Genomic DNA, 21777 nt, shown 5'->3' with positions numbered 1-21777 from the left:
GGAGTCCGTCCGTCCCGAAGCTACCGGCTGGTAATGTCGGGGTCATGTCTGAGAACGCGCCGTCGATCGGCGACCTGATGCTGGCCTCGGTCCCCATGACCGCCACCCTCAACCTCGAGTTCCTCGAGACCGGCGCGGATCGTGCCGTGGTGCGGATGCCCGACCAGAGCGCCTACCACAACCACGTGGGCGGACCGCACGCCGGCGCCATGTTCACCCTCGCCGAGTCGGCGAGCGGCGCGATCGTGATGAGCGCCTTCGCCGACCAGCTCGGCCGTGCCGTGCCGCTCGCGGTGCGGGCCGAGATCAGCTACCAGAAGCTGGCGATGGGCCCGGTGACCGCGACCGCGAAGCTCGGCCGCCCGGTCGCCGACGTGGTCGCCGAACTCGACGAGGGCGAACGGCCCGAATTCGCCGTGGAGATCGACATCACGCGCGAGGACGGTGCCGTGACCGGGCAGATGAGCATCGTCTGGACCCTGCGCCCCAACCGCTGAGCGCACTTCGAGGGCGCGGCGCGGCACGTCGGCCGGGCCGTGCACCCGGCGCACCGCCGCGCGGTACGTACCCGCCGCGCGGCCTCCGCCGCTCGGTGGGAGCCCGCGCGGGCCCGGCCGCGGTCGGACCCGCGCGACCGGACGAGGTCGCTCAGCGCTCCACCTCGCGGGCGTCGTCGCGATGGGCGGCGGCCAGACCGGTGTACGCCTCGGCGTTGAGGACCAGCCCGGCCCGCTCCTCCTCGGTGAGCTCGCGGCGCACCTTGGCGGGCACCCCCGCGACCAGCGAGTTGGGCGGCACCTCCATCCCCTGCGGCACCAGAGCCTGCGCGGCGACCAGCGAACCCGCCCCGATCCGGGCGCCGTTGAGCACCGTCGCCCCCATCCCGACCAGCGAGTCGTCCTCCACGACGCAACCGTGCAGCACCGCTCCGTGACCCACTGAGACGCGCTCGCCCACCCGCGCCCCGTAACCAGGGTCGGTGTGGATTACGCAGTTGTCCTGGATGTTGCTGTCCGCGCCGACCTCGATCGGCTCGAAGTCCGCGCGGAGCACCGCCCCGTACCAGACACTCGCGCCCTCGCCCAGGGTCACGGCGCCCACCACGGTGGCGGTCGGGGCGAGGAAGGCCCCGTCCGCGATCGTCGGTCGCCGGTCTCCCACGGCCCTGATCAGCGGCTTGTGCGTCATCTGCCGTTCGCTCCCTTGGTCCGGGCGGTGTCCGCCCCCGTCGCCGGCGCATCGTCGCGCCAGAGCGAACGGTACGTGAGCCCTTTGGCGAAGATCACAGCGCTCCGGCAGGTCGTTGCGCGGCGCACCGGACTACGGTGGCCGGATGGCAGCCTGGCCGAAACCGCTCACCTCACTCGCCTCCCGCGGCATCCACCGCGCCTGGCGCTGGGCCCAGCGGGCCGGCGCCCTGACCGCCGAACACCCCGGCCCGTACGCCTTCCGGAGGCTCGGACCCGGAACCAGGCTCGCCTTCCCCCAGGGGACGATCTTCGGGGCTCCCTGGATCGAGATCGGCGACCACTGCGTCATCGGCGCCGAAGTGACCCTGACCGCGGGCATGATGCCCGACCTTGAGCTCGGGCCCGACACCATCCTCTCGATCGGCAACGGCGTGGTGCTCGGCCGCGGCAGCCACGTCATCGCCGACACCGCGGTCAACATCGGCGACGACGTCTTCTTCGGCCCGCACTGCTACGTCACCTCGACCAACCACTCCTACGACGACCCCGCCGTGCCCGTCGGCAAGCAGTGGCCGCGCACCGCGCCCGTGACGATCGGGCCGGGCTGCTGGCTGGGCCACGGCGCCGTGGTGCTGCCCGGCGCGCGTCTGGGCCGCAACGTCGTGGTCGGTGCCGGCAGCGTGGTGCGCGGCGAGGTGCCCGACCACGCGGTCGTCGCCGGCACGCCCGCACGGGTCGTGCGCCGCTGGAACCCCGAGGACGGGTGGCAGCCGCCGCTGCGCACCCCCGCGCCGGTGCCGGTGCCCGAGGGCGTCACCCCGCAGCAGCTGATCGCGCTGGCCGGGCTCACCGCCGCCGAGGAGGCGCGGATCACCGCCGACCGCACCGACGGCACGAGCCCGGACGGCACCGCGAACACCGCCGAGACCGCGGCGGACGCCTGATCCGCCCGACCGGTCAACTCGCCCCGGATCCCGCCGGATCCGCCTCGCCCTCCGAGGAGGAGCCCGAAGCGTGAACCCGAGGAGCCTGCGCATCCTGATCCTCGTCCTGGCGGGGCTGCACGGCGTCGCGCTGCTGCTGCCGGCACTGCGCCACTTCTGACCCACCGCCCGCGAACGGTGCCCGTGCCGAGTCCGTGCTCCATTGTCGCGACGGAGCTTCGGGCGGTCCGCGTGAACGCAGGGAACGGGCGCCTCAGCCCAGCCGGGGTATCTCGATGGCGGGGCAGCGATCCATCACCATCTCCACTCCGGCCTCCACCGTTCGGTCGTACGCCCGGGTGTCGACCACGCCGAGCTGGAACCAGACGGCCTTCGCGCCGATGCCGACCGCCTCGTCGGCCACCTGTCCGGCGAGCGAGGAGTTGACGAAAACGTCCACCACGTCGACCGGGAAGGGCACCTCGGCCAACGACGCGTAGCCGGGCTCTCCCTGCACCGTCTCGGCGGAGGGGTGCACCGGCACCACGCGCTTGCCGAAGCGCCGCAGCACCTGCGCCACGCCGTACGCCGCCCGCGCGGTGTTGTTGGACAGGCCGACGACCGCCCAGGTGTCTCCCGCGGAGGTGAGGATCCGCCGCGCTGCCGCGTCCACCTGCGCGGCCGTCGGCTCCTGGACCTGCCGGCTCCCCGCCCCGGGCGGTCCCGCGGATCCGGTGGGCTGCTGCTCGGTCTGGTCGGAAGAGGTCATACGGGCGCCAACACCCGTGCCGCGGACGGTATTCCCCACTGTCCGCCGAGGTGCGTCGGTCCGGCCAGGTCGGACGCCACCGCCGCCCCGCAACCGGCGCGGTGGCGCCGTACGGCTCGGCATAGGGTGGCCGAATGCAGGAGCAGTACGTCACGGTGGCCGGACCCGGCGAGCACGAGACCGAGGTGCGGGGCTCCCGTTTCCTGTGTGCCCTGGCGCCCGTCACCACCGAGGAGCAGGCCCGCGCCTTCCTCGAGCGGGTGCGTGCCGAGCACCCCGGCGCCAGTCACCACTGCTACGCCTACGTCCTGGGCGCCGACGCGGGGCTGCAGAAGTCCGGTGACGACGGCGAACCGGGCGGAACCGCCGGCCTGCCGATGCTGCAGATGCTGCTGCGACGTGAGATGCGGTTCACGATCGCCGTGGTCAGCCGCTGGTTCGGCGGCACCAAGCTCGGCGCGGGCGGGCTGATCCGTGCCTACGGCGGCGCCGTGGGCGAGACGCTGGACGTCGTCGGGACCGTCGTGCGCCGCAGGTACCGTCTGCTGACCGTCACCGTCGACCACAAGCGGGCCGGCCGACTGGAGAACGAACTGCGGGCGACCGGCCGCGCGGTGCGCGAGGTCCGGTACGGCGCGGAGGTCACCATCGAACTCGGCCTCCCCGAGGCGCAGTTGGACGCCTTCAGGGGCTGGCTCGCCGACGCCACCGCGGGGACCGCCCGTACCGAGCTCGGCGGCGAGGTGTACGGAGACGGCTGACCGCTCGTCCCGGAGTGGGTGCTGCGTCCCGCGAAGGAGCCGACCGACCCCGCACAGCTGCTTCCCACGCCGGTCTCCCGCACCGGTCCCGCCCGTGCCGCCCGGCGACGGGCGACGGGCGAGGCCGCAACGGGCGCTCGCGACCCCGTTGTCAGTGGTCGGGCTTAGGGTCGGGCACCATGCGTCTGCTGCACACCTCCGACTGGCATCTGGGCCGTTCCTTCCACCGCGTGAGCCTGCTCGACGCCCAACGGGCGTTCCTGGACCACCTGGTGGAGACGGTGCGGCGCGAGCAGGTGGACGCGGTGCTCGTCGCCGGAGACGTCTACGACCGGGCGGTCCCGCCGCTGCCCGCCGTCGACCTCTTCGACGAAGTCCTGCACCGCCTGGGCGAGTTGGAGGTGCCGACGATCATGATCTCCGGCAACCACGACTCCGCCCGCAGACTCGGGGTGGGCGCGGGCCTGCTCGGGAGAGCCGGCATCCATCTGCGCACCGACCCCGAGGGCTGCGGCACCCCGGTCGTCCTGCACGACGCGCACGGCGAAGTCGCCTGCTACGGACTGCCGTACCTCGAACCAGCCCTGGTCCGCGACCGGTTGAGCGCCGGCAGAGGCGGCCACACCGCCGTGCTCACCGCGGCGATGGACCGCGTCCGCGCCGATCTGGCCACCCGCCCGGGGGCGCGTTCGGTGGTGCTGGCGCACGCTTTCGTCGCCGGTGGTCGGGCCAGCGAGAGCGAGCGCGACATCACCGTGGGCGGTGTCGCCTCGGTGCCGGCCGAGGTGTTCGACGGGGTGGACTACGCCGCGCTCGGCCACCTGCACGGCTGCCAGACCATCGCCGAACGCGTCCGCTACTCCGGCTCGCCGCTCGCCTACTCCTTCTCCGAGGCCGCGCACCGCAAGAGCATGTGGCTGATCGACCTCGGGCCGGCCGGCGAGTTGGCCGCCAGACGTCTGGACGTGCCGCGCCCGAGGGCCGTCGCCCGACTCGCCGGGCAGCTGGAGGAGTTGCTCGTCGATCCCGAGCTGGAGCGGCACACCGAGTCCTGGCTGGAGGTCACCCTGACCGATGCCGAGCGGCCCGCGGAGCCGATGGCGCGGCTGGCGGAGCGCTTCCCGCACGTGCTCAGCCTGGTCTTCGCTCCCGAGCGGTCCGGAGAGGCGGACGCCGAGAGCTACGCCTCGCGGCTGCGCGGTCGGGACGACCGGCTGATCACCGAGGAGTTCGTCGCCCATGTGCGCGGCGGCCGGGGCCCGAGCGAGGCCGAGGGCGCGGTGCTGGTGTCCGCGCTGGAGGACGTACGGGTCCGGGAGAGCACGAGCGAGGTGGCACGTTGAGGCTGCACCGGATGACCGTGACCGCCTTCGGGCCGTTCGCCGGCACTCAGCACGTGGACTTCGACGCGCTCTCGCAGGCCGGCATCTTCCTGCTGCACGGAGCGACCGGCGCCGGCAAGACCTCCGTGCTCGACGCGGTCTGCTACGCGCTCTACGGCGGAGTCCCCGGCTCCCGCCAGTCGCGCGGCCGGGCCTGGCTGCGCAGCGACCACGCCGCGCCGGGCACCGCCACCGAGGTGGTCCTCGAACTCACCGTCGCCGGGCGCCGGTTGGAGCTGACCAGACGCCCCGAGCAGCCGCGCCCCAAGCGGCGGGGCAGCGGCACCACCATGGAGAAGGCCGTCACCCTCCTGCGCGAGTGGGACCCCGCCGCCGACCGGTGGCAGGCGCGCAGCCGCTCGCACCAGGAGATCGGCGAGGAGATCGGCGCCCTCCTCGGGATGAGCCGCGAGCAGTTCTGCCAGGTGGTGCTGCTGCCGCAGGGCGACTTCGCCCGGTTTCTGCGGGCGGGCGCCGAGGAGCGGGCCGCGCTGCTCGGCCGGCTCTTCGACACCGGGCGCTTCGCCGCGCTGGAGCGCCGCCTCGCCGAGCTGCGCGGCAGCGCGCAGAGTGCGGTGCGCGCGGGCGACGAGCACCTTCTTGCCCTCGCCCACCGGATGCGCGAGGCAGTGCACGAGCAGCAGGACACCGGCCCCGAGGACGCGCTGCCCGCCTTCCCTGAGAGCGCGCCGGGCGAAGTCGGCCTTCCCGAGGCCGTGTTGGTCTGGGCGGCGCAGGTTAGAGAGTACGCCGCCCAGCGCCTCGCCGTGTGCGCCGAGGCGGTCGGTATCGCCGGGCAGCGGTACGAGAGCGCCCAGCGGACCCACTCGGAGCGCGCCCGTCGCGCGGAGCACCGGCGCGCCCGTGCGCGGCTCCTGGAGCGCGCCGAGGAGCTGCGGCGGGCCGAGCCCGAGCGTGAGCACGCCCGGCAGCGGCTCGGTCTGGCCAGAGCCGCGGAGCAGATCGCCCCGGCCCACGCGCTGCGCGAGCGGGCGGCGGCCGACCACCGCGCAGCCCTGCACCGGGAGGCCGCCGCCCGCAGCGTGCTTCCCCCCGAGCTCGCCGAGTGCTCCGCGGCCCAGCTCGCCGAGCGCAGGCAGCGCACCGCCGAGCGGTTCGGGGAGCTGCTCGGTGCGCGCCGCGCGGAGGAGCGCGGCGCGCAGATCGGCCGGGAGCTGGACCGCCTGGATGCCGAAGTGCGCGGCAGCGAAGCCGCCTTGGCCGATGCCGAGAGCTGGCTGGCGCGCTGGCCCGCACTGCGCGAGGACACGCAGCGGCGGCTGGACACGGCGTACGGCGCGGCCACCGCGGCCGAGCAGTTGGCGGCGCGCCAGGAGCAGGTCGGCGCCAGACTGGAGGCCGCCCGGCTGCGGGACGGCCTCGGGCGGGAGGTGGAGTCGGCGCAGGAGCGGGTGCTGACCGCGCGCGAGGAGGCGGTCGGTGCCCAGGAGCGCTGGTTGGACCGCCGTGAGCGCCGACTGCGGGGCATCGCCGCGGAGTTGGCCGCGCAGCTGGCCTCGGGGGAGCCGTGCACGGTCTGCGGCAGCACGGACCATCCCAGGCCCGCCGTGCCCGCCGCCGGCCAGGTCGACAGCGCGCAGGAGGAGGCCGCACTCGCGCAGAGCCGCGCCGCCGAGCAGCGGCGCGAGCAGTGCGAGCGGGAGCTGGCGGAGGTGCGGCGCAGGCAGGAGCGCGCCGCCGCGGACGCGGCCGACGGCCACGCCGGGACGCTGGCCGCCGAGTTCTCCGAGCTGACCGCCGAGTTGGGCGAGGCCCGGCGCACCGCGGGCACCGCACCGATGGTCCGGGAGGAGCTGAGCCGGGCAGAGGGTGAGCACGAGCGCAGGCTTGCCGCGGGCCGTGAGCTCGGAGGCCGTATCGCCTCCCTCACCGCCGAGCGGGAGGCGCTGCTCAGCGAGCGGGAGGGGCTGCGTCGGGAGGTCGACCGGCTGCGCGACGGCGAGGAGACCGTCGGCGCGACCGCCCGTCGGCTGGAAGCCCTCGCCGAGCGGCTGGGCGAGGCGGCCGAAGCCGCCAAGGAAGCCGCCGGCACCGCACAGCGGGGCAAGGAGGCGGACGCCGCGCTCGCCGACGCCGCCTGGATGGCCGGCTTCGACTCCCCCCGGTCGGCGTTCGAGGCCGCGCTCGACGCCGCGGGGCAGCGCGAACTCCAGCGTGCGCTGGACAGTTGGCAGGCCGAGGAGCAGGCGCTCGCCGACGCGTTCGCCGACCCCGAGATGCGTGCCGCCGCGCAGGACCCGCACACCGACCCCGAGGCGGAGCTCGCCGAGGCCGAGCAGTTGCTGGCCGCGGCGCGGTCCGGCCTGCGGGCGGCCGAGACCGCTCACGCGCTGGCCCGGTCGCGGTGCCTGGCGCTCGACCGGCTCGGGTCCGAAGCCACCGCGGGCGCGCGGAAGTCGGCGCCGGGGCGCGAGCGTGCGGATCTGGTCGTGGGGCTCGCCGGGCTGGCCGCAGGCACCTCCGTCGACAACGCCCGCCGGATGCGGTTGGAGTCCTATGTGCTGGCCGCACGGCTCGAGCAGGTGGCCGCCGCCGCCAGCGACCGGCTGCGGCGGATGTCGGACGGGCGGTTCGAGCTGGTGCACAGCGACGAGCGGGTGGGGCGGGGCGCCCGTTCGGGTCTGGGCCTGCACGTCGTGGACTCCTGGTCCGGCCGCGAGCGCGACACCGGGACGCTCTCCGGGGGCGAGACCTTCTTCGCCTCGCTCGCGCTGGCCCTGGGCCTGGCCGACGTCGTGGCGCAGGAGGCGGGTGGCACACGGCTGGACACCCTCTTCATCGACGAGGGTTTCGGCAGTCTGGACGAGCAGACCCTGGACGAGGTGCTGGACGTCCTCGACACGCTGCGGGAGCGGGACCGCAGCGTGGGCATCGTCAGCCATGTGCCCGACCTGCGCATGCGCATCCCCGCGCAGCTCGAGGTGCTCAAACGCAGGGACGGCTCCCGGCTGCGCCACCGCGGCACCGCCGACGGCTGACCGGGCCGAAACCGCCCACGCGGTACGGCAGTTGGCCGTGCCGCGTGCCGCGTGCCGCGTGCCGCGTGCCGCGTGCCGCGTGCCGCGTGCGCGGACACCGGCGTCCGTCTCGCGTTCGTGCGGGGTGCGGCGCTCCGTGCTGTCCCCGGCGCAGGCCGGTGTGCCGCGTCGGGGCGGGGCCGTTTCCGGCCCGCCCCGACGGGGCTCGGGGGTCAGAGCGCTGCCAGCTCCTCCTCCAGATCGTCCAGGCCCAGTGAGCCGAGCGAAAGGGCCGCCATGTGCCAGGACTTGAGGTCGAAGTCCGCGCCGCGCGCCTTGCGGGCCGCGTCCCGGCCGCGCAGCCAGGCGCGTTCTCCGAGCTTGTAGCCGATGGCCTGCCCCGGCTGACCGAGGTAGCGCACCAGCTCGCTCTCGACGAAGGCCGGCGGACGTCCGCTGTGCAGCGCGAAGAACTCCTGCGCGAGCGCCGCGGTCCACCGCTCGCCGGGGTGGAAGGGGGAGTGGCCCGGGATCTCGAGGCCCAGATGCATGCCGATGTCGACGATCACCCGCACCGAGCGCATCATCTGCGCGTCCAGGTAGCCGAGTCTGCGCTCGGCGTTGTGCAGGAAACCCAGCTCGTCCATGAGGCGTTCGGCGTACAGCGCCCAGCCCTCCATGTTGGCGCCGATTCCGCCGAGCGTCGTCTGGTAGTGCGAGAGCCGGTCGGCCACGTGCACCCACTGCGCCAGTTGCAGATGGTGCCCGGGGACGCCCTCGTGGTACCAGGTCGTCACCAGGTCGTACGCGGGGAAGCGTGTTTCGCCCATGGTCGGCAGCCAGGTGCGGCCGGGGCGGGAGAAGTCCAGCGAGGGCATGGTGTAGTACGGGGCCGCAGCGCTGCCGGCCGGGGCGATCATCGACTCCACCCGCCGCAGCGGCGGGGCGAGTTCGAAGTGGGTGCCGTCCAGGGAGTCGATCGCCTCGTCCATCAGCCCCTGGAGCCAGGCCCGCACCTCGGTGACGCCCTCCACGGCCTCGCCGTGGGTGTCCAGATGGCGCAGCACGTCCCACGGGTTGTGCGCGTCGGGGAGGATCTTGCCGGCTTCGGCCAGCATCTCGGCGTGGATGCGGTGGAACTCCGACCAGCCGTACTCGTACGCCTCGTCCAGATCGAGTTCCGCCCCGTTCCAGTAGCGGGACCACAGTGCGTAGCGCTCGCGTCCGGCGACCTCGGGGGAGCCCTCGACCGCCGGTGCGTAGGTCTCCCGCAGCCAGTCCGAGAGCTGCGCGTACGCCCCGGTCGCCTCCCGCGCCGCGCCCGCCAGTTCGCTCTGCAGCGCACGGGGCCCGTCGGCGACGAAGCCGTCGAACCAGCTGTGCCCGGGGCCCGGTCCCACCCACTGGCCGAACTGCCCCAGCACGGTGGAGACTTGGCGCGGCCCGGCGTGCCTGCCCTGCCGCAGCCCCTCGGCCAGCGACTCGCGGTAGCCCTCGAGTGCCGCCGGTACGGCCCGCAGCCTGGTGGCGATGGTCGCCCAGTCCTCCTCCGTGCTGCTGGGCATCACGGTGAACGTGGTGCGCACGGCGTGGGCCGGCGAGGAGAGGTTGCTGACCGCGCGCAGCCGCTCACCGCCGTCGAAGAGGGCGAGATGTGCGGTGAGCCGCTCGCGCAGCAGCCGGGCGCAGCGGCGCTCGTCGGGCGCGTCCGCGCCGGGCGCGGCCTCGGAGTCCTCCAGTGCGCGCAGCGTCTCGCGGGCGAGCGCCGCCCGCTCGGCCAGTCCGTCCGGCGAGTAGTCCGGGAGCCGGTGCTCGTGCTCGTGGACGCCCAGGAAGGTGGCCTCCACCGGTTCGAGCGCGAGGGCACGGCTGACGAACCGGTCGGCCAACTCGCGCGGCAGGGGAGCGTGGTGTGGGGTCTCCGTCTTCTGCGACATGTGCCCATCCTGCCCCTCGGGCCCCATGCGCGTCAGCGGTCTGGTCAACTTACGCGGACGCGTCACCGGGGCGGGGCTGGTGCGTCGCACCGGGCGGCAACAGCGGGCCGCAGGACCACTGTTGGAAGATGAGCCGGGTCTCCACCCGGGCGACCTCCTTGACCGAGGTGAACTCGTCGAGCACCAGCCGCTGGAGATCGGCCGCGTCCGCGACCGCCACGTGCACCAGGTAGTCGTCCGGCCCGGTCAGATGGAAGAGCGCCCGCGACTCCGGCAGTTTCCGGACCCGCTCCACGAACGGCCCGATCAGCTCCCGCCGGTGCGGACGCACCTGCACCGAGAGCAGTGCCTCCAGCCGCCGGCCGAGTCTGCTGGGGTCCAGCCGCAGCGCGTGGCCGAGGATCACCCCGCTGCGGCGCAGCCGCGCCACCCGGTCCAGGCAGGTGGAGGGAGCGACCCCGACCGCGGAGGCCAGATCGCGGTAGGTGGTCCGGGCGTCGTTCTGGAGAATCCGCAAAATCTCCAGATCGACCGGATCCAGGGCGACAGAATCCGACATCGGCCGAACGTAGCACGGCGATTGACGCCCTGCGGCCGATCGTCATTCAGCATCCACTCATGGACACACCATCGCGTTCGCTGGCCACCGAGGCCGTGCACGCCGGTCGCGAGGACCTCGCGGCTCTCGGTCTGCACGCCGCTCCGCTCGACCTGTCGACGACCTACCCCTCCCGCGACAGCAGAGGAGAGGCCGCCCGTATCGACGAGTTCGCCGCGACCGGGGCCAGGCCCGAGGGGCCGCCCGTCTACGCCCGGCTGGACAACCCGACCGTGGCGCGTTTCGAGGACGCCCTCGCCCGGCTGGAGGGCACCGAGTCCGCTGTCGCCTTCGCCAGCGGGATGGCAGCCCTCAGCGCCGTACTGCTGGTGCGCGCCTCCGCCGGACTGCGCCACGTGGTCGCCGTACGGCCGCTGTACGGGTGCAGCGACCACCTGCTCGGCAGCGGGCTGCTGGGCACTGAGGTCACCTGGACCGACCCGGCCGGCATCGCCTCCGCCATCCGGCCCGACACCGGTCTGGTGATGGTGGAGACCCCGGCCAACCCCACCCTGGCCGAAGTGGACCTGCGAGCCGTCGCGCACTCCTGCGGTTCGGTGCCGATCCTCGCCGACAACACCTTCGCCACCCCCGTGCTCCAGCGCCCCGCCGAGAGCGGCGTGCGGCTGGTGCTGCACAGCGCCACCAAGTACCTGGGCGGGCACGGCGACGTGCTCGGCGGCGTCGTCGCCTGCGACGAGGAAATGGCCCGGGGGCTGCGGCAGATCCGCTTCGCCACCGGCGGCGTGCTCCACCCGCTGGCCGGCTATCTGCTGCTGCGCGGCCTGGCCACCCTGCCGGTACGGGTACGGGCGCAGTCCGCCTCGGCGGCCGAACTCGCGCGCCGGCTCTCCGAGGATCCCCGGGTGAGCCGGGTGCACTATCCGCGCATCGGCGGTGCGATGGTCGCCTTCGAGGTCGTGGGCGACCCGCACGGGGTGATCGGCGGCGTGGACCTGATCACCCCGGCGGTGAGCCTGGGCAGCGTCGACACACTCATCCAGCACCCGGCCTCCATCAGCCACCGCATCGTCGAGGAGGCGGACCGCCGCAGCGGCGGCATCAGCGAGCGGCTGCTGCGGATGTCCGTCGGGCTGGAGGACGTGGAGGACCTGTGGGCCGACCTGGACCGGGCGCTCAGCGCGAAGGCTGCGCCGGCACGGCAGCCGGAGCGAGCGGTGCGCTGATGACCACGGTGCCCTCCTCGAACTGATAGTCCAGCGGGAGGCCGAGGCCGCGCATCGCGGCGATCATCGCCGTGTTGCCCGCCCGGGTGACGGCGTAGATGCTCTCGCTGCGCGCCTCGACGGCCAACGCGGTGAGCCTGCGCAGCAGTTCGGCGCCGATCCCGCGACCCTGCCACTCGTCCTCGACGATCAGGGCGACCTCGGTCTCCTCGCCGTCCCACAGCAGATGCCCCAGCGCGACCAGATGCCCTGCGGCGGTCTCGACCGCGAGCGTGCGGCCGAGCCGGGGCGAGAGCAGATGCCGCAGATAGCGGTCCGCGTCCCCGGCCGGACCGTGGTACCTGCTGTGCAGGGTCCGGTCCGAGCAGCGCCGGTGCATCGCACTGGCCGCGGCCACGTCCTCGGTGTCCGCCCGGCGCACCGTGATGGTGCTGCCCTCGGGCAGCTCGACGGCGTCCCGGCGGCGCGGCATCCGGCGGCCGAGCCGGGCCTCCAGCTCCACCAGAGCCCTGGCGCGTGCGAACTCGGTCGGGGTGAACGGCAGATGGGGGCGTTCGACGACCAGGGTCCCGCCCGCCGGGTCGGGCAGCCGCAGCACGGTCTCCTGGAACGAGGCCGTCGGCGGCGCGGCGGGACCGCAGACGTCACCGGTCCGCTGTGCCGGGGCGCCCCCGTCCGCCTCCTGCGGCAGCGACCTGATGCGGCACCGGCCGAGCAAGTCCCGCAGCGCGCGCGGCAGTTCGGAGGAGTCCAGCGCGGTGCGGGTGGCCATCCGCAGAACCCGGGTGGGGGTGTCGACCAGATCGTGGGTGTGGGCGCGCTCCAGCCAGGTGCTGCTGCCGCCCGCGCCCTCGACCGCCGCCGACAGCGCGGCCCCGTCCACCCCGCCCGGGGCCCGCAACAGGAACTCGTCCACCGTCGCGCCGCCCAACGGGTGGGTCTGGAGCGCCAGGATGTCCACCTCGAGCGCGGCCAGGGCCGTGCAGAGCGAGGCGAGCGCACCGGGCTCCTCGACCACGGTCGTACGCATTCGCCACAGCGCGGACGGTGGCCCGCCCTCACTCTCCTGCTCCCCGCCCTGCTCGCGCTTCCCGGCGCGGCGCTCCGATCCGCCCTCCGATGTGCTGGTGCCCATCGCTCTACCCGTCGTCTCCTTCGTGTTGTCGTCTCCCGGGCCCAAGGCCCTTCGCGTCCGGTGCGGGCGACCTGCCGCCGAGGCGGTGCGCACGAGCGCGGCCGGGAATGCCCACGCCCCCGCCGAGGCGAGCGCCACCGACGCGAGCACGGCCAGGACCGCCGTCTGCCGCCCCGCGACTCCCGCTCCCGCGGCAGCGAACCCCGCTCCCACGGCGCAGAGCGCCGCCCCGGCACAGAGCGCCGCGAGGCGCCCGGCGCGGCGCGCGGAACCGGACACCGGCCGCTCGCCGAGGGAATGCGGTCCGCCGCCGGCGGTGTGCTCGGAAGATGCGTCAGCCATCGGGCCACTCTCGCGCGCGGCTGTTGCGCGGCCGACAAGGCGTCGTGACCGATGCGTTAAGGGCGACCGGTCTTCCGCGGTGCCCGCCGGGCCGCCGCCCGCGGCGCACACTACTGCCCGACGAGCCCGGGCCGGAGCACCTTGGTGAAGAGCACCTCGCCGCCCTGCTCGCGCAGGCGCACGGTAAGTGCGCCCGACTGTCCGTCGATGTCGACCTGCCCATAGAACTGACCGCCTTGTGAGGGAGGCACATTGGCTTCCGTTGGTGCCTTCACAAACGGTTGCGAGGGCCCGAAGGTTCCGTCGAGTTCGAGCGCGGGGAAACCGCCCGCGTGCAGCGGTCCGGTGACGAACTCCCAGAACGGTTCGAAGTCCGGGAAGGCCGCCCGGGACGGGTCGTAGTGCTGGGCCGAGGTGTAGTGCACGTCCGCGGTCAGCCACACGGTGCCGGTGATCCGCCGGTGCTTGATGTGCCGCAACACCTCCGCGAACTGGAGCTCGCGGCCGAGCGGTCGGCCGGGATCGCCCTGCGCGACGGCCTCGTAGTCCTGGTCGCCGTCGGTCACCACCAGCCCCAGCGGCATGTCGCAGGCGATCACCTTCCACATCGCCCGCGAGCGCGCCAACTCCTTCTTCAGCCAGCGCAGTTGGCGCTCGCCCAGTACGCCGCGGCGCTCGTTCACCTGCCTGCCGGGGGAGTTGGCGTTGCGGTAGGTGCGCAGGTCCAGCACGAAGACGTCCAGCAGCGGCCCGTGCCGCACCACCCGGTAGACACGCCCCTCCGGGTCGGCCGCCGGCAGCGTCTCGATCGGGAAGTACTCGGAGAACGCGCGCCGGGCCCGCGCCGCGAGCACGTCGACCCGCTTCTCGGCGTACCGCTCGTCCTCGAGGATCTCCCCGGGGTACCAGTTGTTGGTCACCTCGTGGTCGTCCCACTGCGCGATCATGGGCACCTGTGCGTTGAAGCGCCGCAGGTTGTGGTCCATCAGGTTGTAGCGGAAGTTGCCCCGGAACTCGGCGAGGGTCTCGGCGACCTTGGACTTCTCCTCGGTCGTCACGTTCCGCCACAGACCGCCCTCCGGCAGCTCGACCGTCGGTTCCAGCGGGCCGTCGGCGTAGATCGTGTCACCGCTGTGCAGAAAGAAGTCCGGGTCGGTCCGGCGCATCTCCTCGAAGATCGTGAACCCGCCGCGGTCGGGGTTGATGCCCCAGCCCTGCCCGGCCACGTCCCCCGACCACAGGAAGCGCACATCCTGGCGCCGCCGGTCGGGAGCGGTGCGGAACGTCCCCTCGACGGGCCTTCCGCTGCGGCGCGGGTCGTCCGGATCGCTCAGCGTGACGCGGTAGTGGATCTGCTCGCCCGGGGGCAGCCCGGAGAGCGAGGTGCGCCCGGTGAAGTCGGTGCCCGGGCCCACCACCGGCCCGCGCCAGCGCCGCACCCGCCGGAAGGACTCGGTCGCCGAGGTCTCGACCGTGACCCGTGCGGGGCGGTCCGAGCGGACCCACACCAGACCGGACGAGTCGGTCACGTCTCCCACCTGTACGCCCCACCGCGCGGCGGGACGACCCGCCCGTGCCTGCGCGGGAGCGGAACCGGCGAGCCCGATCGGCAGCGCGAGGGCGGCGCCGGCCGCGAGCGAGCCCCGCAGCAGGGCACGCCGCGCGGTCCCCGCGGCGGAGGAGGCCGAAGGGGTGGACGGGACCGAAGAGGTCGAGGAGTCGGACGAAGGTGCGGAGTCGCTGTGCGCCATGGGCAATCCTCCGGAAGAAGACGAAGACGGCGGCCAACACGGGCCGCAAGCACGGGAATTGTCATCGAACACGGCGCGGGGCAACAGAGGGCGGCACCGGGGTGAAGCGCAGATGACCTGGACGGCGCAGAGCCGCACCGCAAGCCCGGTACGCCGCCGCGCCCGCTGCGCGCCGCCTCGTCCGTGCACCGCCGCACCCGGCCGGCAGCGGTGGCCCGGCGCACGGGGGTGGCCCGCCTCACCCCGAAGGTGTTGACAGGTACACCCCCGCTTCGGGTGGCACGGCCACTGTGCTCGCCCGCCTCCGTGCATAGCGTCCTCAACAGGCGCAGAGAGCGCCCGTCAGGAGTGTGAGGACGATGGTGAGCATCAGGAACCGCGGACGTGGGCGCCGCTCGGAACACCCGCTGCCCGAGCCGGGCGGCGCCCAGCGCGACGCGCTGCGCCTGGTGAAGGTGGGGAAGGTCTACGGCACCCGCGAGAACGCCGTCACCGCCCTTCGCGACGTCAGCCTGAGCCTGCGTGCCGGCAGCTTCACCGCCGTCATGGGCCCCTCCGGTTCGGGCAAGTCCACGCTCCTGCAGTGCGCGGCGGGGCTGACCGCGCCCGACCACGGCATCGTCCGCGTCGACGGCGAGGAGATGACCGGCGGCAGCGAAACGGAGCTGACGCTCTTCCGCAGGCAGCGCATCGGCTTCGTCTTCCAGCAGTACAACCTGCTGCCGACCCTGACGGTCGCGCAGAACACCGTGCTGCCGCTCAAGCTCGCGGGCCGCCGGGTCGACCGCGAACGGGTGCGGGAGACCCTGGCGCTGGTCGGCCTCGCTGACCGTCTCGGCCACCGGCCCGACCAGCTCTCCGGCGGACAGCGCCAACGCGTCGCCATCGCCCGGGCGTTGGTCACCGACCCCGCGGTGATCTTCGCCGACGAGCCGACCGGCGCCCTGGACACCCGCAGCGCCCGCGAGGTGCTGGCGCTGCTGCGGGAGGCGGCCACCGTGCACGGTCGGACCGTCGTCATGGTCACCCACGACCCGGTCGCCGCCTCCTGCGCCGACTCGGTGCAGTTCCTGGCCGACGGCAGCCTGGCGGGGGAGATGGGCCGGCCCACTCCGGACGCGGTCGCCGAACGCCTCACCCACCTCGGCGACCCGCTCGCCGGCGCACTGCCGCGAACGGAGGGCTGACCCGTGCTCACCGTCGCGTTCCACTCGCTGCGCCACCGCCCCGGCAGGCTGGCCGCCACGCTGCTCTCCAGCGTGCTCGGCGCCATGATCATCATGATGTTCAACTCGCTCCACGACACCGCCGCCGGTGCGGAGGTGGACGAGGTCAGCTCGAACACGCTCACCACCGCGGCGGCGGTCGTCGGCGGCTACGGCACCCTGCTGGTCTTCTTCGCGATCGCCTCCACCCTGACCGTGAACGTGCGTCAACGCGGCGAGGAGATCGCCCTGTTGCGCAGCACCGGCGCCACCCCCGCGCAGATCTCCCGGATGGTGGTGGGGGAGGCGGCACTGGTCGCGACGGTCGCCGTGGTGATCGCGGTCGCGCCCGCCGTGCTCGGCGGACGACTGCTGCTGGAGATGTTCCGGGACAGCGGACAGGTCGCCGAGCAGGTGCCGTACGCCTTCGGCCCGGTGGCGATGTCCTCGGGAGCCGCGGTCACGCTGCTCGCCGCGGTGGGCGCCGCGTGCCTGTCGGTGCGCCGCGCCCGCAACCTCGCCGCCGGCCGGGTGCGCCGGGGCGGCCGGGCGCGGAGGTTCGCGGGCCTGGCGGCGCTGGTCGCCGGTACGGCCGGGGTCGGCGCCACCTTCGCCATGGACGCCACCGAGCCCGCGCTGATGGCAGCCCCCGCCTACGGTGCGATCCTCCTCTCCGTCGGCCTCGCGGTCTTCGCGCCCGCCGCGACCGGCGCACTCCTGCGGCTGCTGACCCGTCCGCTGTCCGCGCTGCCCGGCGGCTGCGGCTACCTCGTCGTGCGCGACATGCGGAGCCGCGCGGCCGAACTCGCCGGTGTGACCGTGCCGTTGACGCTGTTCACCGGCATCTCGGTGGCCACGCTCCACATGCAGTCCATCGAGAACGGCGCGATCGCCGCGACCGGGCTGACCCGCTCGGTGGACGACAAGAACATGGAGACGCTCAACCTCGTGGTGGTCGGCATCATCGCGGTCTTCGCCTGCGTCCTGCTGATCAACACCCTGTACGCCGCCACCACCTACCGCGCGGCGCAGTTCGGACAGCAACGCCTGGCGGGCGCCACCTCGCGCCAGGTGCTGGCGGCCGTCGCGCTGGAGAGCGGCGTGCTCACCGTGATCGGGCTGCTGTGCGGCACCCTGGCCGCGTTCGCCGGGATCGTGCCGTTCAGCCTGGTCCGCACGGACGCGGTCATGCCGGGCCAGGGACCGGGAATCTGGCTGGCCGTCGCCGCGACGGCGTCCTTGGCCACCTTCGCCACCAGCCTGCTCACCGCCCGCAGAGCGCTGCGCACCCCCGCGGTGGAGGCGGTCGGCCTGGCCGCGTGAACCACCGGTCCCACTCGCGCGCGACCCCGGCCCGTACGGCGACCCCGACCCGTACGACGGCCGGGGTCGTCCGCGTCGCGGCCGTCCTGCGGGCCGGGGCCGCCGTACGGGGTTGCCGCGTGTGAACGGCCGAAAATAGGCTCGCCACCATGCCCGCAGAGCCCGCCCGCACCCGCACCCGCCTGAGCGCCGACGAACGCCGCAGGCAGCTGATCGGCATCGGTCTGCGGCTGCTGGTGGACCGACCGATCCACGAGCTGTCGATCGACGAGGTCGCGGCCGAGGCGGGCATCTCCCGAGGTCTGCTCTTCCGCTACTTCCCGACCAAGCGCGACTACTACTACGCGGTCGTCGAGGCCGCCGGGCGCCGACTGCTCAAGCACGCCAAGGCCCCGGAGACCGGCACTTCCCGGGAGCGGGTGCGCGGCATCGTGACCGGCTTCGTCAGCTTCGTCCAGCGCCGGCGCACCAACTACGTGGCGCTGGTACGGGTCGCGGCCGGCGGCGACCCGCTGGTGCTGAAGGTCTTCGAGGGACACCGCAGGACGATCGCCGAACGGGTGCTGGCCGCCGCGGAGCAGGAGCGGCCCACGGCGCTGACCTCGCTGGCCGTCCGCGGCTGGCTGGCGATGGCCGAGGAGATGGCCGTGGAGAGCACCGAGGAGGTCGTCCCCGCCGAGGAGTTGATCGACTTCCTGGTGGCGAACCTCGACCGGGTCCTGGACCTCTCCCGCGCCACCTCCGCCTGAATCCGGCCGCGTCCGCCCACGGCCCCGACCGACCCGCCCCGCAGCCCTCCCCTCGCCCCGCGCCGGTTCCCGCCCGCTGTGGCTCTCCCCGCCCCTGTCCCGGCGGAACGATCCCGTCCACACTATTGAGCATTGCTCAACAAGCCACTAGCCTCCGTACTCCGCGCCGCCGAACCACCGTCCGGGCGGCGACCGGACGACTGCCGACCGACCGACGACCGACCGCCGAGCGAGACGGGCCGACTCACCGTGGACTTCGCACTCTCCCCCCGGGCACGCGACTACCAGGCGCGCGTCCGCGACTTCATCCGGACCGAGATCCAGCCGCGCGAGGCCGAGTACCACGCGGCGCTGCGCGCACTGCCCGATCCGTGGACCCGGCTCCCGGTGGTCGAGGAACTCACCGCCACGGCCAGGGCCGCCGGCCTGTGGAACCTCTTCCTGCCCGACGAGGAGCACGGCGCCGGACTGACCTGCCTGGAGTACGCCCCGCTCGCCGAGGAGATGGGCCGCTCCTTCCTCGCTCCCGAGGTCTTCAACTGCAACGCCCCCGACACCGGCAACGCCGAGGTCCTCCACCAGTACGGCAGCCAGGCGCAGCGCTCCCGCTGGCTGGAGCCGCTCCTGGAGGGCCGCATCCGCTCGGCCTTCTGCATGACCGAACCCGACGTCGCCTCCTCCGACGCCACCAACATGGCCGCCACCGCCGTCCTGGACGGAGACCGGGTGGTGCTCAACGGCCGCAAGTGGTGGAGCACCGGGGTCGGGCACCCCGACTGCCGCTTCGTCATCTTCATGGGCGTCACCGACCCCGACGCCGACCGGCACTCGCGCCACACCATGGTCATCGTCCCCACCGACACCCCCGGTTTCGCCGTCGAGCGGATGCTCCCCGTCCTCGGCTACCTCGACGAGCCCTACGGCCACGGCGAGGTCTCCTTCACAGACGTCGTGCTGCCCGCCGACGCGATCATCGCCGGGCCCGGCCGGGGCTTCGAGATCGCCCAGGGCAGGCTCGGCCCCGGCCGCATCCACCACTGCATGCGGCTGATCGGTCTGGCCGAGCGCGCCCTGGAGCTCGCCTGCGAACGCGCCGTCACCCGTACCGCGTTCGGCAAACCGCTCTCCAACCTGGGCGGCAACCGCGAACGCATCGCCCGAGCGCGGATCGCCGTCAACCAGGCCAGGCTGCACGTGCTGCACACCGCCTGGCTGCTCGACCGATCCGGCCCGCTCGGTGCCTACGACGCGCTCTCCCAGGTCAAGGCGGCCGTACCGGCGATGGCCTGCGAAGTCATCGACATGGCGATCCAGCTCCACGGCGGCGCCGGCCTCTCGGACGACTTCCCGCTCGCCGCCGCGCTGGCGAGCGCCCGCGCGCTGCGCCTGGCCGACGGCCCCGACGAGGTCCACCTCGGCGTCGTCGCCCGCACCGAACTGCGCGCCCACCGCGACGCCGCCGAGAAGGAGAACCGATGAGCCTGCGCGTCCTGATCACCGGCGGTTCGAGCGGCCTCGGCCGTGCGCTCGTCGCGCGCTACCTCGCCGACGGGCACCGCGTCCTCGTCGGCGACCTGCTGCCGCCCGAGGATCCGGGCGGCGCCGAACACCTGAAGCTGGACGTCACCGACCCCGAGGACTGGCGCCGGGCGCGCACCTGGTGCGAGACGAACTGGGGCGGCCTGGACGTGCTGGTCAACAACGCCGGGGTGGCCGCGGCCGGCCGGCTGGAGCGGATCGAACAGGAGGACTGGGACTGGATCCTCGACATCAACCTGCACGGCACGGTTCTCGGCTGCCGCACCTTCATCCCGCTCCTCAAGGAGCAGGGCAGTGGGCACCTGGTCAACGTCGCCTCGCTCGCCGGACTGATGAACCTGCCCGGAATGTCGTCCTACAACGTCTCCAAGGCCGCCGTGATCTCCCTCAGCGAGACGCTGCGGCACGAGCTGGCGCCCTGGCACATCCGTACCAGCGTGATCTGTCCCGGCTTCGTGCCGACCCGGCTCAACTCCGGTCTCCGCAGCCCCGATCCGGTGCTCGCCCGGCTCGCCGACCACCTCATCCGGCACGGTTCGCTCACCCCGGAGCAGCTCGCCGACCGCGCCGTGCGGGCCGTGGCCAAGGGCCGCTTCCTGATCAACACCCACCGCGAGGGCCGGATCGCCGTGGCCGTCAAACGACTGCTGCCCGCGCTGGCGGACCGCCGCATCGGCCGCCAGTGGCTGCGCACCAAGGCCAAACTCGACGCCCAGGACCTTGAGGCAGAGGCAGCGCAGCCCGCCCCCGCTGGCAACGCGGCCGCCCCCGACGCCCCGGCCCCTGCCGGCCCCGAGCACACCGGCCCCGAGCACACCGGCCCCGAGGCCGGCGTGCGTGAGGACGTCACCGCCGCCGGCCGGGCCGCCGCGACGGGCGGCACCGCCCCCGACGCCCCGCGCGGGACGGCGCGATGAGCGAGGGACTCGGACAGGTACGGGCCGAGGACGCCTTCGACACCGACCGCGTCTCCGCCTGGCTGGCGGAGCGCCTGCCGCAGGTGAGCGGAAGCCCCACCGTCACCCAGTTCTCCGGCGGCGCGTCCAACCTGACGTATCTGCTGCGCTACCCGGACACCGAACTGATCCTGCGTCGCCCGCCGAGAGGCGGCAGATCCTCCACCGCGCACGACATGGCGCGCGAGTACCGGGTCCAGCAGGCGCTGCGCCCCGTCTTCGGGAAGGTGCCGAACGTACGGGCGCTGTGCCGGGACCCGGAGGTCATCGGCGACGAGTTCTACGTGATGGACCGGGTGCAGGGCGTCGTGCTGCGGCGCAACCCGCCCGCGGGCCTGGACCTCGGCCCCGCCCGGGCCCGCGCACTGTCCGAGCGCTTTGTCGACACCTTGATCGAACTCCACCGGGTCGATCCCGCCGACACCGCCCTCGCGGACCTCGGCCGAGGCCCGGGCTACGTCGAGCGCCAGGTCGAGGGCTGGACCCGGCGGTACGCCCGCGCACGCACCTGGAACACCCCGAGCTTCGCCGGCGTCTCGCGCTGGCTCGCCGCCAACCGCCCCGAGGACGTCGCCGCCCGCGTCATCCACAACGACTGGCGCCTGGACAATCTCGTCCTGGATCCCGACACCCTGGAGGTCGTCGGCGTACTGGACTGGGAACTGGCCACGGTGGGCGACCCGTTGATGGAGCTCGGCAGCGCGCTGGCGTACTGGGTGCAGGCGGACGACGACCGGATGGCCCGCTCCACCCGGCGCCAGCCCAGCCACCTCCCGGGCATGCTGACCCGCGCCGAACTGGTGGAGCGCTACCGCCGCGGCACCGGCCTGCCGGTGGAGAACTGGGTCTTCTACGAGGTGTTCGGCATGTTCCGGCTCGCCGGTATCGCCCAGCAGATCTACCACCGCTACCACCACGGGCAGACCCGCAACCCGGCCTTCCGGCATCTGTGGCTCGCCGTCAACTACCTTCACCACCGCTGCCGTTCGAGCATCCGCTCGGCGAAGTCCGGTTCCGCGCGCAGGAGCTGACGCGGGCCGGAGGCCAACCGC

Annotated in this window: 18 protein-coding genes; 12 read left to right on the top strand and 6 right to left on the bottom strand. The window is 73.8% G+C overall.

Annotation, left to right across the window (positions count from 1 at the left end; all coding sequences use genetic code 11):
• The first annotated feature begins 44 nt into the window (after positions 1–44).
• On the top strand, positions 45–497 hold the full coding sequence (locus tag MTQ01_RS23595; protein ID WP_247492890.1) for a DUF4442 domain-containing protein: 453 nt from the start codon (positions 45–47) through the stop codon (positions 495–497).
• A 151-nt stretch (positions 498–648) separates the two neighbouring features.
• Here the strand turns inward: MTQ01_RS23595 and MTQ01_RS23590 are convergent, their stop codons facing one another.
• Entirely contained in the window at positions 649–1188 is a 540-nt protein-coding gene (locus MTQ01_RS23590) for a gamma carbonic anhydrase family protein (RefSeq protein WP_247492889.1), read from the bottom strand.
• Positions 1189–1333: 145 nt separating this feature from the next.
• On the opposite strand from MTQ01_RS23590, the gene MTQ01_RS23585 reads away from it, so the two are divergent.
• Positions 1334–2134, top strand: a complete 801-nt coding sequence (locus MTQ01_RS23585) for a DapH/DapD/GlmU-related protein (protein WP_247492888.1) — start codon at positions 1334–1336, stop codon at positions 2132–2134.
• 253 nt (positions 2135–2387) lie between these two features.
• Here the strand turns inward: MTQ01_RS23585 and MTQ01_RS23580 are convergent, their stop codons facing one another.
• Entirely contained in the window at positions 2388–2882 is a 495-nt protein-coding gene (locus MTQ01_RS23580) for a CoA-binding protein (RefSeq protein ID WP_247492887.1), read from the bottom strand.
• A gap of 134 nt (positions 2883–3016) precedes the next feature.
• Between MTQ01_RS23580 and MTQ01_RS23575 the strand changes: the two genes are divergently transcribed.
• From MTQ01_RS23575 to MTQ01_RS23565, 3 genes are all read left to right on the top strand, one after another.
• Positions 3017–3643 (top strand): YigZ family protein, encoded by a 627-nt coding sequence (locus MTQ01_RS23575; RefSeq protein WP_247492886.1) that lies wholly within the window; start codon positions 3017–3019, stop codon positions 3641–3643.
• A 179-nt stretch (positions 3644–3822) separates the two neighbouring features.
• Complete coding sequence (locus MTQ01_RS23570; RefSeq protein ID WP_247492885.1) at positions 3823–4986, top strand: exonuclease SbcCD subunit D; 1164 nt, start codon at positions 3823–3825, stop codon at positions 4984–4986.
• Between the two features lie 11 nt (positions 4987–4997).
• Positions 4998–8024, top strand: a complete 3027-nt coding sequence (locus tag MTQ01_RS23565) for an AAA family ATPase (RefSeq protein ID WP_247492884.1) — start codon at positions 4998–5000, stop codon at positions 8022–8024.
• 212 nt (positions 8025–8236) lie between these two features.
• Here MTQ01_RS23565 and MTQ01_RS23560 read toward each other — a convergent pair whose 3' ends face one another.
• Together MTQ01_RS23560 and MTQ01_RS23555 are read right to left on the bottom strand one after the other, a co-directional pair.
• On the bottom strand, positions 8237–9940 hold the full coding sequence (locus MTQ01_RS23560) for a DUF885 domain-containing protein (protein ID WP_247492883.1): 1704 nt from the start codon (positions 9938–9940) through the stop codon (positions 8237–8239).
• Positions 9941–9989: 49 nt separating this feature from the next.
• Positions 9990–10499, bottom strand: a complete 510-nt coding sequence (locus MTQ01_RS23555) for an Lrp/AsnC family transcriptional regulator (protein WP_247492882.1) — start codon at positions 10497–10499, stop codon at positions 9990–9992.
• A gap of 59 nt (positions 10500–10558) precedes the next feature.
• On the opposite strand from MTQ01_RS23555, the gene MTQ01_RS23550 reads away from it, so the two are divergent.
• Positions 10559–11725 carry a PLP-dependent aspartate aminotransferase family protein gene (locus MTQ01_RS23550; protein ID WP_247492881.1) on the top strand — a complete coding sequence of 389 codons (1167 nt, stop codon included), beginning with the start codon at positions 10559–10561 and terminating at the stop codon, positions 11723–11725.
• On the opposite strand, the gene MTQ01_RS23545 is transcribed toward MTQ01_RS23550, so the two are convergent.
• On the bottom strand, positions 11676–13202 hold the full coding sequence (locus MTQ01_RS23545) for a GNAT family N-acetyltransferase (RefSeq protein ID WP_374207848.1): 1527 nt from the start codon (positions 13200–13202) through the stop codon (positions 11676–11678). The genes MTQ01_RS23550 and MTQ01_RS23545 overlap by 50 nt on opposite strands.
• Positions 13203–13312: 110 nt before the next feature.
• Complete coding sequence (locus MTQ01_RS23540; protein ID WP_247492879.1) at positions 13313–14953, bottom strand: alkaline phosphatase; 1641 nt, start codon at positions 14951–14953, stop codon at positions 13313–13315.
• 359 nt (positions 14954–15312) lie between these two features.
• Between MTQ01_RS23540 and MTQ01_RS23535 the strand changes: the two genes are divergently transcribed.
• From MTQ01_RS23535 to MTQ01_RS23510, 6 genes are all read left to right on the top strand, one after another.
• Positions 15313–16140, top strand: coding sequence for an ABC transporter ATP-binding protein (locus MTQ01_RS23535; RefSeq protein WP_247492878.1), 828 nt, complete (start codon positions 15313–15315; stop codon positions 16138–16140).
• 3 nt (positions 16141–16143) lie between these two features.
• Positions 16144–17481, top strand: coding sequence for an ABC transporter permease (locus MTQ01_RS23530; protein WP_247492877.1), 1338 nt, complete (start codon positions 16144–16146; stop codon positions 17479–17481).
• A gap of 149 nt (positions 17482–17630) precedes the next feature.
• Positions 17631–18230, top strand: coding sequence for a TetR/AcrR family transcriptional regulator (locus tag MTQ01_RS23525; protein WP_247492876.1), 600 nt, complete (start codon positions 17631–17633; stop codon positions 18228–18230).
• Between the two features lie 249 nt (positions 18231–18479).
• Complete coding sequence (locus tag MTQ01_RS23520) at positions 18480–19709, top strand: acyl-CoA dehydrogenase family protein (protein ID WP_247492956.1); 1230 nt, start codon at positions 18480–18482, stop codon at positions 19707–19709.
• The gene (locus MTQ01_RS23515; protein WP_247492875.1) at positions 19706–20686 is read left to right on the top strand and encodes an SDR family NAD(P)-dependent oxidoreductase; all 981 of its coding nucleotides are present in this window, start codon (positions 19706–19708) and stop codon (positions 20684–20686) included. The genes MTQ01_RS23520 and MTQ01_RS23515 overlap by 4 nt, the downstream gene beginning before the upstream one ends.
• On the top strand, positions 20683–21756 hold the full coding sequence (locus MTQ01_RS23510) for a phosphotransferase family protein (protein ID WP_247492874.1): 1074 nt from the start codon (positions 20683–20685) through the stop codon (positions 21754–21756). Before MTQ01_RS23515 ends, MTQ01_RS23510 begins: the two co-directional genes overlap by 4 nt.
• Positions 21757–21777: the final 21 nt, after the last annotated feature.

Source organism: Streptomyces sp. XM4193 (assembly GCF_023072595.1).
In the GTDB taxonomy this organism is placed as follows: Bacteria; Actinomycetota; Actinomycetes; order Streptomycetales; family Streptomycetaceae; genus Streptomyces.
This window is presented reverse-complemented; position numbering and strand designations above follow the sequence as displayed.